This window comes from Streptomyces cyslabdanicus (assembly GCF_052663305.1).
This window is the reverse complement of record NZ_JBQRUW010000061.1, coordinates 1-13,070: the sequence shown is the minus strand read 5'-3', so window position 1 is coordinate 13,070 and position 13,070 is coordinate 1. Positions and strand designations below refer to the sequence as shown.

The window sequence follows — 13,070 nt, the reverse complement described above, 5'->3', positions numbered from 1 at the left end:
CGCCGCCCTGGAGGAAGCCGCCTTCCGCGGTTTCGACCTGGCCGGCGAACTTCCCCTGCGGGCACACCTGTTCCGACTCGGCCCGGACCACCATGTGCTGCTGATCGTGATGCACCACATCGCGGGCGACGGCATGTCCATGGCGCCGATGGCGCGCGACCTGGCCGAGGCGTACGGTGCCCGCCTGGCGGGCCGGGCGCCCGCCTGGGCGCCGCTGCCGGTCCAGTACGCGGACTACACGCTGTGGCAGCGCGAGGTACTGGGCAGCGAGAGCGAACCGGACAGCGAGATCGCCCGGCAACTGGACTTCTGGCGTACCTCGTTGGCCGGGCTGCCGGAGGAGCTGCGGCTGCCCGCCGACCGACCGCGGCCCGCGGTGGCCAGCCACCGGGGCTCCACGGTTCCCTTCGCGGTCCCGGCCGAACTGCACGAGCGGATGGCGCGGTTGGCCCGGCGGACCAGGACCAGCCTGTTCATGGTCGGCCAGGCCGCGCTCACCGCGCTGCTGACCCGGCTGGGCGCGGGCACCGACATCCCGCTGGGCACCCCGGTCGCCGGCCGCGACGACGAGGCGCTGGACGAGCTGGTCGGCTTCTTCGTCAACACCCTGGTGCTGCGCACCGACACCGGCGGCGACCCGAGCTTCACCGCGCTCCTCGACCGGGTCCGGGAGAACAACCTCGCCGCCTACGCCCACCAGGAGGTGCCCTTCGAGCGGCTGGTCGAGGTGCTCAACCCCGAGCGCTCGCTGGGCCGCCACCCGCTCTTCCAGGTGTGGCTGAACCTCCAGAACACCGGCGACGTCGAGATCGGCCTGCCCGGTCTGGAGATCGGCGCGCAGGGCGTCGGCATCGGCGCCGCCAAGTTCGACCTGGCGTTCAGCCTGCGTGAGCGCTACGACGAGCAGGGCGCACCGCTCGGCATGACCGGCCTGGTCGAGTACAGCGACGACCTGTTCGACCCCGAGACCGTCTCGCGCATGGCCGACCGGCTGCTGCGCCTGCTGGACGCCGCCTGCGCCCACCCGGACCTGCCGATCAGCCGCCTGGAGGTGCTCTCCCCGGCGGAGCGGCGGCAGGTGCTGCACGACTTCAACGCGACCGCGCACGACGTCCCCCGGGGCACGATCGCCGAGCTGTTCGGCCGTCAGGCCGCCGCCACCCCGGACGCGGTGGCGATCAGCTACGACGGCACGGAGCTGAGCTACGCGCACCTGGACGCCGAGGCCAACCGCCTCGCACATCTGCTGGTCCGCAGGGGCATCGGCGCCGAGGACGTGGTGGCGGTCGCCCTGCCGCGTACGCCGCAGCTGGTGGTCGCGCTGCTGGCGGTGGTCAAGGCCGGCGCGGTCCATCTGCCGGTCGACCCCGCCTACCCGGCCGAGCGCATCGCCTTCATCCTCGCCGACGCCGGGCCGGCCGTCCTGCTGACCGAAGGGCCCGCCGCCACCGGGCTGCCCGGCTCCGGCGTCCCGCGGCTGCTGCTGGACGACGCGCAGGTGCGCGCCGAACTGGCCGCGCTGCCGGACACCGTGCCGGACGCGGGCCGCACGGCCTCCCCCGCGGGCGCCGCCTACATGATCTACACCTCCGGCTCCACCGGCACGCCCAAGGGCGTGGTGGTCCCGCACGAGGGCATCGGCGGCTTCGGCGCGATCCGCGAGCAGTTCGGCCTCGACGCGAGCAGCCGGATGCTCCAGTTCGCCTCCTCCAGCTTCGACGCCGCCGTCTGGGAGGTGCTCGCGCCGCTGCTGGTCGGCGGCGTCCTGGTGATGGCCCCCGCGGACGACCTGGCGGTCGGCGAGCCGCTGGCCGCGCTGCTGGCCCGGGAGCGGGTCACGCACGCCAACATCCCGCCCGCCGCGCTCGCGGTGCTGGCGCCGGGCGCGCTCCCGGACGGCATGAACGTGATCGTCGCGGGTGAGGCGTCCACGCCCGACCTGATCGCCCGCTGGGCGGACGGCCGGCGGCTGCTCAACGCCTACGGCCCGACCGAGGCGACCGTGTGCGCCACCGTCAGCGCACCGCTCACCGCGGGCGTCAACCCGCCGATCGGCCGCCCGCTGTGGAACGTGCGGGTGCTGGTCCTCGACGAGGCGCTGCGACCGGTCCCGGTCGGCACGCCCGGCGAGGCGTACCTGGCCGGCGCCGGCCTGGCCCGCGGGTACGCCGGCCGCCCGGGGCTGACCGCCGAGCGGTTCACGGCCGACCCGTACGGCCCCGCCGGCTCCCGGATGTACCGGACCGGCGACCTGGTCCGCTGGCTGCCGGACGGCAACCTGGAGTTCGTCGGCCGCGCCGACGACCAGGTCAAGATCCGCGGTTTCCGGATCGAGCCGGGCGAGATCGAGTCGCTGCTCGCCGCCCACGCCGACGTGGCGCAGGCCGCCGTGCTCGCCCGGGAGGACGAGCCGGGCGAGCGGCGCCTGGTCGCCTACGTGGTCGCCGGGGAGGGCCGTACGGCGCCCTCGGCGGCGGCGCTGCGGGAGCACGTGGCCGCGCGGCTGCCCGAGTACATGGTGCCGTCGGCCTTCGTGGTGCTCCCGGCACTGCCGTTGACCCCCAACGGGAAGGTCGACCGCAGGGCGCTGCCGGCGCCGGAGTCCACCGGTCCGTCCGGTGGCCGTGCCCCACGCAACGAGACCGAGGCCGGGCTGCGGCGGATCTTCGCCGAGGTGCTCGGCGACGAGTACGTCGAGATCGACGTCGAGGCGAACTTCTTCGAGCTCGGCGGGCACTCGTTGCAGGCGACCAAGCTGGTCAGCCGGATCCGCAGCGAGTTCGCCGCCGAACTGCCGCTGCGCGACTTCTTCGAGAACCCCACCGTGGCCGGCCTGGCCGTGCTGGTCGGCGGGGCCGAAGACGCCCGGCGGACGGTGGTGCCGCAGCCGCGGCCCGACCACGTCCCGCTGTCGTTCGCACAGCGCCGGCTGTGGTTCCTCAACCGCCTGGAGGGCCCGAGCCCCACCTACAACATCCCGCTGTCCATGCGGCTCACCGGCGCCCTCGACGTGGCGGCGTTGCAGGCCGCGATCGGTGACGTGGTGGCCCGGCACGAGAGCCTGCGCACCACGTTCCCCGAGGCCGGCGGCGTCCCCCGCCAGGAGATCCTGGACCCGGCTGCGGCGACTCCCCGGCTGCGGATCGCCGACGTCGCACCGGACGAGCTGGACGCCGCGGTCGCCGCGGCCGTCGCCCACGGCTTCGACCTGGCCGCCGAACTGCCGGTGCGGGTCCACCTGTTCACCATGGGGCCGCGCGACCACGTGCTGGTCTTCCTGGTCCACCACATCTCCTGCGACGGCTGGTCGCTGGGACCGCTGCTGCGTGACCTGTCCGACGCCTACCGGGCCCGGACGGCCGGCCGGGCGCCGCAGTGGACTCCGCTCGCCGTGCAGTACGCCGACTACGCCCTCTGGCAGCGCGACGTGCTGGGCAGCGAGGACGATCAGGACTCGCGGCTGGCGGCGGAGCTGGGCTACTGGCGCGCGCAACTGTCCGGGATGCCGGAGGAGTTGGAGCTGCCCACCGACCTGCCGCGCCCGGCCAGGCCCAGCCACCGCGGCGGCCTGGTCCGGCTGCGGCTCGAGCCCCCGGCGCACCGTGCGCTGGTCGGGCTGGCGAAGACCGCCGGGGCCAGCCCCTTCATGGTGCTCCAGGCCGCGCTCGCCGCGCTGCTCGACCGGATCGGCGCCGGCAGCGACATCCCGCTGGGGACCACGGTCGCCGGGCGCACCGACGACGCGCTGGACGAGCTGGTCGGCTTCTTCGTCAACACCCTGGTGCTGCGGACCGACACCAGCGGCGACCCGAGCTTCCGGGCGCTGGTGGAGCGGGTGCGGCGCACCGACGTCGCCGCCTTCGAGAACCAGAACGTGCCCTTCGAACGGCTCGTCGAGGTGCTCTCCCCCAGCCGCTCGATGTCCCGGCACCCTCTGCTCCAGGTGATGCTCAACCTGCTGAACACCCCGCCGGCCGAGCTGAGCCTCGGCGACGGCCTGACCATCGCCCAGCAGCCCCACGGCCTGCGGGTGGCCAAGTTCGACCTGGCGTTCAACCTGGCCGAGACGGTGGACGCGGCCGGACGGCCGGACGGCATCGTCGGTGTGGTCGAGTACAGCACCGACCTGTTCACCGAGGGCACCGTCCAGTCGCTGGCGGACCGGCTGGTGGCACTGCTCGAGCGGCTCCTTGCCGAGCCGGACCGGCCGATCGGGGAGCACGACCTGCTGACCGCGGGCGAGCGTGAGCTGCTGCTGGGCGACTGGCGCGGCACCGAGCCGGAGGTGCCGGCCGGCACCCTGGCCGAGCTGTTCGAGGCGCAGGTGGCGCGCACCCCGCGGGCGACCGCCCTGTGGTGCGAGGGCGAGCCGACCAGCTACGCCGAGCTGAACGAGCGGGCCAACCGGCTGGCCCGTGAGCTGACCGCAGGCGGGGTCGCCCCGGGCCGGATCGTCGCGGTCGCCGTCCCGCGCTCCCCTCTCCAGGTGACCGCGTTCCTGGCGGTGGCCAAGGCGGGCGCCGTCCACCTGCCGGTCGATCCGGACTACCCGGCCGAGCGGGTGGCGTTCATGCTCGCGGACGCCGCACCGGCCGCCCTGCTCGCCACCGAGGCGTCCCGCGGCCTGCTGCCCGCGGCACCGGCCGTGCCGACCTGGGTCCTGGACGAGCCCGCGTTCGCCGCCGCGGTGGCCGCGCGTCTGGCGACCGACCCGCCGGCGGCATCGGCCCCGAACAGTCCCGCCTACGTCGTCTACACCTCCGGGTCGACCGGCCGGCCCAAGGGCGTGCTGGTCGGGCACACCGGTCTGGCGTCGTTCGTGCACAGCCACGTCGAACGGCTGGGCCTGGACGGCGACAGCCGGGTGCTCCAGGTCGTGTCGACCAACTTCGACGTGTCGGTCGGCGACCTGGCGATAACCCTGCTGTCCGGGGCCGCGCTCGCCCTGCCGGGCCCGGACCGCGAACTCGTCGGCGAGGGCCTGGCCGACGCCATCGAGGCCGCCGAAGCGACCCATGTGATGCTGCCCGCCCCGGTCCTCGGCACCCTGCCGGAGCGGGACCTGCCCAGCCTGCGCTGCGTCGTCTCCGGCGGCGAGGCGCTCTCGCCGGGCCTGCTGGCCCGCTGGTCGGCCGGGCGTACCGTCGTCAACGCCTACGGGCCGACCGAGACCACCATCGCCGCCACGCTCAGCGGCCCGCTGTCCGGCGACACGACGCCGCCGATCGGCCGCCCGGTCGCGGGCACCCGCGTGGTGGTCCTCGACGAGCGGCTGCGGCCGGTGCCGGTGGGCGTCGCGGGCGAGCTGTGCGTCTCCGGTTCCGGTGTGGCGCTGGGCTACCTGGGCCGCTCGGCGCTGACCGCGCAGCGGTTCGTGGCCGACCCGTTCGGGCCGCCCGGCGCCCGGATGTACCGCACCGGCGACCTCGTGCGCTTCGACCGCGACGGCGAGCTGGAGTTCGTCGGACGCTCCGACCAGCAGGTCAAGATCCGCGGCTTCCGGATCGAACCCGGCGAGATCGAGACCGTCCTGCTCGCCCGGCCCGGCCTCGCCCAGGCCGCGGTGGTCGTACGGGAGGAGCGGCCGGGGCTCAGACAGCTCGTGGCCTATGTCGTCCCGGAGGAGGGCGCCGAACCACCGGAGCCCGCCGTGCTGCGCAAGGACGTCGCGGCCGCGCTGCCGGACTACATGGTCCCCGCCGCCTTCACCGTCTTGGACGCGCTGCCGCTCACCGCGAACGGCAAGCTGGACCGTGCCGCGCTGCCGGCTCCCGAGTTCGGCACCGGCGAGCCCGGCCGCGGCCCGGCCACCGAGCGGGAGGCCGCCCTGTGCCGGATCTTCGCCGAACTGCTCGGCCGGGAGACGGTCGGAGCCGACGACGGCTTCTTCGACCTCGGCGGCGACAGCATCGTCTCCATCCAGCTGGTCAGCCGGGCCCGGGCGGCCGGGATCGAGCTGACGGTGGCGGACGTGTTCGAGCACCGTACGCCCGCGGCGCTCGCCGGGATCGCCGAGGCCGTGACCGCGTCCGTCGCCGAGGACCCGGACGCGGGCATCGGAGAACTGCCGCTGACTCCGATCATGCACTGGTGGCGGGAGCACGGCGGCCCGATCGACGGCTTCCACCAGGCGATGGTGGTGCGGACTCCGGGCACGCTCGACCTCGCCGGACTGACCGCCGCCGTACAGGCCGTGCTCGACCGGCACGACGCGCTGCGGCTGCGGCTGGCCAGGGCGAGCGACGAGGACTGGCGGATCGAGGTACGCCCGCGGGGCGAGGTGCGCGCCGAGCAGCTGGTGCGCCGCGTGGACTTCGCGGACGCCGCCGCCTCCGGTGACCCCGAGGCGCAGCGCGCCGTGCTCGTGGAGCACGGCCGGGCGGCCACCCGGCAACTGGCCCCGGAGTCCGGCTCGCTGGTGCGGGCGGCCTGGTTCGACGCCGGTGCCGACCGGCCCGGACTGCTGCTGCTGGCCGTGCACCACCTGGTCGTGGACGGCGTGTCCTGGCGGATCCTGCTGCCGGACCTCGCTGCCGCCTGGTCCCAGGTGGCGGCCGGCCGGGAACCGCTGCTGGAAGCGGTACCCACCTCACTGCGCACCTGGGCCACACGGCTGGCCGAGGAGGCCGGCAGCGGGCGCCGGGTCGAGGAACTGCCGCTGTGGCGCGCGGCGTTGAGCGGCCCCGACCCGCAGCTCGGTGCCCGGCCGCTGGACCGGGAGCGGGACGTGTTCGGCACGGCACGGAGCCTGAACCTCACGCTGCCCGCGGAGGTGACCGAGCCGCTGCTGACGAGCGTGCCGGCCGCCTTCGGCGCCGGGATCAAGGACGTGCTCCTCACCGCGTACACGGTGGCCGTCGCCTCCTGGCGGGCCCGGCGCCGGCCGACCCGCGGCAACGCGGTGCTGGTCGAGATGGAGGGCCACGGACGCGAGCCGGTGGTCGCGGGGGCCGATCCGGGCCGGACCGTCGGCTGGTTCACGAGTTCCTTCCCGGTGCGCCTCAACCCCGGGCAGGTGGACTGGAACGACTTCTGGGGGGGCGGCGAGGCGGTGGACGCCGTGCTCGCCAAGGTGCGCGCCCAACTCGCCGAACTGCCGGACGGCGGGATCGGCTACGGCCTGCTGCGCTACCTCAACGAGCGCACGGGGCCGCAACTGGCCGCCCTGCGCTCGCCGCAGCTCGGGTTCAACTATCTGGGCCGGTTCGCCGCCGGCGGCGGTGAGGCACCGGCCCAGGACTGGAGCCCGCCGCCCGGCATGGCCGGGCTGACCGGCGGCGGCGACGCCGCCATGCCCATGGCGCACAGCCTGGATCTCAACGCGCAGACCGAGGACCGCCCGGACGGCCCGCGGCTGGTTGCCGCGTGGGCCTGGCCCGACGGGATGTTCGACGAGGCGGACGTGCGGGATCTGGCCGAGTCCTGGTTCCGGGCGCTGACGTCCGTGGTGGACCGCGCCCGGAACCTGACGGCGGCACCGGCCCGGCCGGGCACGCCCACTTTGGTCCCGGTGGACCAGCAGGAACTGCACGAGTTCGAGAACGAACTGGACGACGAGGGGTTGTCATGGTGAACCAGTCGCGCATCGAGGATCTCCTGCCCTTGTCGCCCTTGCAGGAAGGGCTCCTGTTCCACTCGCAGTACGCGCAGGACGACGACACGGCCCTCGACGTCTACACCGTGCAGATCGCGGTGGACCTGGACGGGGCCCTGGACACCGACCGGCTCCGTGACGCGGCCTCCTGGCTGCTGCGCCGGCACGCCAACCTCCGGGTCGGCTTCCGCCGCCGCAAGAACGGTGACCCGGTGCAGGTGGTGTACCGCAGCGTCGAGCTGCCCTGGTCCGAGGTCGACCTCACCGACGGTCCGGCCGACCGGCGGGAGGAACGGCTCGCCGAGCTGATGGCCGCCGACCGGGTGCGCGCGTTCGACCTGAGACGTGCGCCGCTGCTGCGCTTCACCCTGATCCGGCTGGGCGAGAACCGCTGCCGGTTCCTGATGACCAACCACCACATCCTGCTCGACGGCTGGTCGGGCCCGCTGCTGATGCGCGAGCTGTTCGCCCTGTACGCCGGCGGCGAGCTGCCGCCGGTGACGCCCTACCGCGACTACCTGTCCTGGCTGGGCCGGCAGGACCGGCGGGCCGCCCTCGCCGCCTGGCGCGACGCGCTGGGCGACGTCGGCGAGCCCACCCTGGTCGCGCCGGACGCCGACCGCGGCGCGGTGGTCCCGCAGGACCTGCTGGTCACGCTGGAGGAGGAGCTGAGCAGCGGGCTGGCGGAGACGGCCAGGCGCTGCGGCGTCACGCTGAACACCGTGGTGCAGGCGGCCTGGGGCGTCCTGCTGGGCAGGCTGACCGGGCGCGACGACGTCGTGTTCGGCGGCACCGTCTCCGGCCGGCCCTCGGCGGTCCCCGGGGTGGAGAACATGGTCGGCTCGTTCATCAACACCCTGCCGGTGCGGGTCTCCGCGCGGCCGGCGGAGTCCTGGGCGCGGCTGCTTCAGCGGCAGCAGCGCCGCCAGGTCGACCTGCTCGACCACCACCACGTCACGCTCGCCGACGCCCGGGCGCAGTCCAAGGTGACCGGCGAACTGTTCGACACCCTGGTCGTGTTCGAGAACTATCCGGTGGAGGCCGACGGCCTCGGCGAACTCGCCGAGGGCCTGCGGGTCACCGGCGCGGTCGGCCAGGACGCGACCCACTACCCGCTGAGCCTGTTCCCGGCGCCGGGCCGGCGCATGCGGATCCGGCTCGGCTACCGCCCGGACCTGTTCGACCGGGAGCGCGCGCAGGGCATCCTGGACGCGCTGGTCGGCATCCTCACCCGGATCCACGCCGACCCCGAGGCACCCGTCGGCCGCGCCCAGGCCCTGCCCGCGGCCGAACGCCACCGGCTCCTGACGGAGTGGAACGACACCGCGGTGCCCGTCGGCGACGCGTCCCCCGTCGACGCCTTCCAGCGGAACGCGGCGCTCACCCCGGACGCCGTCGCCGTGATCGACGCGGACGGCGAGGTCTCCTACCGGGAGCTCGACGAACGCGCAGGCCGGCTCGCCCGCCACCTCGCGGCGGCGGGCGTCGGACCGGAGTCGTGGGTCGCCGTGGCCCTGCCGCGCGGGGCGGCACTGCTGACGGCGCTGCTCGCGGTCCTCAAGACGGGCGGCGCCTACGTCCCGCTGGACCCGGAGTACCCGGCCGAACGGATCGGCTACATCCTCGACGACGCCCGTCCCGGCGTGCTGCTGACCGACTCCTCGGTGACCGGCCTGCCCGAGGCCCCCGGGGTGCGGCGCATCGTGCTGGACGAGGCCTCCGTCACCGACGCGCTCGCCCAGCTGCCCGGCGACGGTCCGGGCGACACCGACCTGACCGCGCCGGTCCGTCCGGCCAACCCGGCCTACGCGATCTACACGTCCGGCTCCACCGGCCGGCCCAAGGGCGTCGTGGTCTCCCGCGCCAACATCGCCAACCTGGTCGCCGACATGCGGACCCGGTTCGGCGTCGCGGCCGCCGACCGGCTGGTCGCGGTCACCACCGTCGCGTTCGACATCGCCGCGCTGGAGCTGTTCGTTCCGCTGAGCGCGGGCGCCACCGTGGTCATCGCCTCCCGCGAGCAGGTGCTGGACCCGGCGGCGCTCGGCCGCCTGATCACCGGCACCGGCGCCACGATCATGCAGGCGACCCCCACCCTGTGGCAGGCCCTGGTCTCCGAGCGGCCGAAGGCCCTGACCGGACTGCGGGTCCTGGTCGGCGGCGAACCGGTGCCGGCGGGCCTGGCCACGCGGCTGTGCGAACTGGCCGCCGAGGTCACCAACGTGTACGGCCCGACCGAGACCACGGTCTGGTCCACCGCCGCCCGGCTGGGCACCCGGCCGGGGCTTCCGCCGATCGGCCGGCCGATCGCCAACACCCGCGTCTACGTGCTGGACTCCGCCCTCTCCCCCACCCCGGCCGGCGTCGCGGGCGACCTGTATCTGGCGGGCGACGGAGTGGCCCGCGGCTATGCGGGACGGGCCGGCCTGACCGCCGAGCGGTTCACCGCCGACCCGTTCGGCGTGGCGGGCTCCCGCATGTACCGCACCGGCGACGTGGCCCGCTGGGCGGACGACGGCCAGCTGGAGTTCGTCGGCCGGGTGGACGACCAGGTGAAGATCCGCGGCTTCCGGGTCGAACCCGGCGAGATCGAGGCGGTGCTGACCGAGCACGAGGACGTCTCCCAGGCCACCGTGGTCGTCAGGGCCGACGAGTCGGGCGAGAGCCGCCTGGCCGCCTACCTGGTCCCGGTCTCCGGCCGGACGGTGCCGGCGGTGGACGCGCTGCGCGCCCACGCGGCGGCCCGGCTGCCCGACTACATGCTGCCGGCCGTCTTCGTCCCGCTGGACACGCTCCCGCTGACCCCCAACGGCAAGGTGGACCGGGGGGCGCTGCCCGCCCCCGACTTCACCGCGCTGGTCACCCGCCAGGGCCCGCGCACCCCGCAGGAGGAGATCCTGTGCGGGCTGTTCGCGGAGATGCTCAACCTGCCTTCGGTCGGCGTCCACGACAACTTCTTCGAACTGGGCGGCCACTCGCTGCACGCCACCCGGGTGGTCAGCCGGATCAGATCGGTCTTCGAGGTCGAACTGCCGCTGCGGGAGCTGTGGGAGGCACCCACCGTCGCGGAACTGGTCGGCCGGATCGGTGGCGCCGCCGGCGCCCGCGCCACCCTGCGGCCCTGGGAGCGTCCCGCGGAGATCCCCCTGTCCCACGCGCAGCGCCGGCTGTGGTTCATGAACCGCTTCGAGCAGACCAGCACCGCCCACAACATCGTCCTGGCGGTGCAGATCAGCGGGCCGCTGGACATCGACGCGCTGCGCACCGCCGTACGGGACGTGGTCGCCCGGCACGAGAGCCTGCGCACCGTCTTCCCGGACCGGGACGGCGAGCCGCGCCAGGAGATCCTCTCCCCGGACCGGGGCTGCGAGTTGGCTCTGGTCCGCACCACGGCGGAAGACCTGGACACCGCCATCGCGGCGGCGTCCGCGCAGAGCTTCGACCTGGCCACCGAGACCCCGCTGCGGGTCACGCTGTTCGAGACCGGACCCGAGTCGCACGTCCTGCTGACCGTGCTGCACCACATCGCAGGCGACGGCTGGTCGCTCGACCCGTTCTCCGCCGACCTGGCACGCGCCTACACCTCGCGGGCCGCCGGCGAGGCGCCCGACTGGCAGCCGCTGCCGGTGCAGTACGCCGACTACACCATGTGGAACTACGAGATCCTGGGCTCCGAGGACGACCAGGACAGCCTGATCCACCGGCAACTGGACTTCTGGAAGGAGACGTTGTCGGGCCTGCCGGACGAACTGCGCCTGCCCACCGACCGGCCCCGGCCGGCCGAGGCCGACTACCGGGCGGACTCGGTGCTGGTGCACCTGCCGGCCGAGCTGCACCGCCAACTGGCCGCGCTGGCCCGGCAGACCGGCACCACGCTGTTCATGGTGCTCCAGGCGGGCCTGGCCTCGCTCCTTTCCGCGCTGGGCTCGACCTCCGACGTGGTGCTGGGCAGCCCGATCGCGGGCCGCACGGACGACGCGCTGGAGCGGGTCGTCGGCTTCTTCATCAACACGCTGGTGCTGCGCACCGACCTGTCCGGCGACCCGACCTTCAACGCACTGCTGGGCCGGGTGCGGGAGACGGACCTCGCGGCCTACGCCCACCAGGACGTGCCGTTCGAGCGGCTGGTCGAGGTGCTCAACCCGGAGCGCTCGCTGGCCCGCCACCCGCTCTTCCAGGTCTCGCTGGCGCTCCAGAACACGCCGGAGAGCAGCATGGGCCTTTCCGGCCTTGACTGCACCGTACGTCAAGTGCCCGTCAAGTCCACTCAGTTCGACCTCTCCCTCAGCTTCAACGAGAGCGTCGACCGCGAAGGTGAACTCCAGGGGATCAGCGGCCTCGTGGAGTTCCGCCTCGACCTGTTCGACCGCTCGACCGTCGAGGAGCTGGGCGAGCGGCTGGTCCGCTTCCTGGAAGCCGTGGCCGCCGACCCGGAACTTCCCGTGCGGGCGGTCGATGTGCTCTCGGCACCCGAGCGGCGACGGTTGCTGCACGACTGGAACGACACGGCGCGCGGTGATGTGCTGCCGGTGACGTTCCCGCAGTTGTTCGCCACGTCCGTGGAACGGGACCCGGACGCGGTCGCGGTCGTGCACGGCGAGGAGTCACTGACGTACCGGGAGACGGACGAACGAGCCAACCGGCTCGCCCGCGTCCTCATCGACGCCGGAGTGGGCCCCGAACGCCTCGTAGCGTTGGTGCTGCCCCGCTCGGTCGAGATGGTCGTGGCCCAACTCGCCGTGCTCAAGGCCGGCGGCGCCTACCTGCCCGTCGACCCCGACTACCCGCTCGACCGCATCGCGTACATCCTCGGCGACGCCGCACCCGCCCTCATCCTCTCCACCGAAGCAACCGCCGAGCGGCTGGCCGGTGTGGGCGGCGGAGCACACTGGCTGACCGTCGACACCAACCCCGGCACGGACGGATCCCCGGTCAGCCCCCCTGCTCTACGACCGGACCACCCCGCCTACGTCATCTACACCTCCGGATCCACCGGACGCCCCAAGGGCGTGGTCGTCTCCCACCGAGGCCTGGCCGCCTTCACCACCTCCTGCGTCGAACGCTTCACCGCCCACGCCGACTCACGCGTACTCCTGTTCTCCTCACCCAGCTTCGACGCCTCCGTACTCGAACTCTGCACGGCCATCGGCGCCGGTGGCACCCTCGTCGTCCCACCCCCCGGCCCCCTGGTCGGCGAAACCCTCGTCGAAGTCCTCCGCGACCACCGGGTCACCCACGCCCTCATCCCCCCGGCCGCACTCGCCAGCGTCCCCACCGAAGCAGCCACCCACCTCACCCACTTCCAGACCCTGATCGTCGGCGGCGACGCCTGCCCACCCGAACTCGTCGCCCGCTGGGCACCCGGCCGCCGCATGGTCAACGCCTACGGCCCCACCGAAGCCACCGTCGCCGCCACCATCAGCACACCCCTCACCGCCGACGGCCCTGTGCCCATCGGCACCCCCGTCATCAACAC

2 protein-coding genes (1 of these 2 running past the window's edge) are annotated in these 13,070 nt (G+C 74.1%); both read left to right on the top strand.

Annotated elements, in window-relative coordinates:
• Nucleotides 1-7,573, top strand: the 3' portion of a protein-coding gene (locus tag ACTYVM_RS31690) for a non-ribosomal peptide synthetase (protein WP_445529274.1). It extends 6,608 nt beyond the left edge of the window; 7,573 of the gene's 14,181 nt are visible here — the last part of the coding sequence; its start codon lies beyond the left edge, outside the window; the stop codon is at nucleotides 7,571-7,573.
• Nucleotides 7,567-13,070: non-ribosomal peptide synthetase (locus ACTYVM_RS31685; RefSeq protein ID WP_445529273.1), on the top strand; the 5,504-nt coding region annotated here is incomplete at its 3' end. The genes ACTYVM_RS31690 and ACTYVM_RS31685, both read left to right, overlap by 7 nt.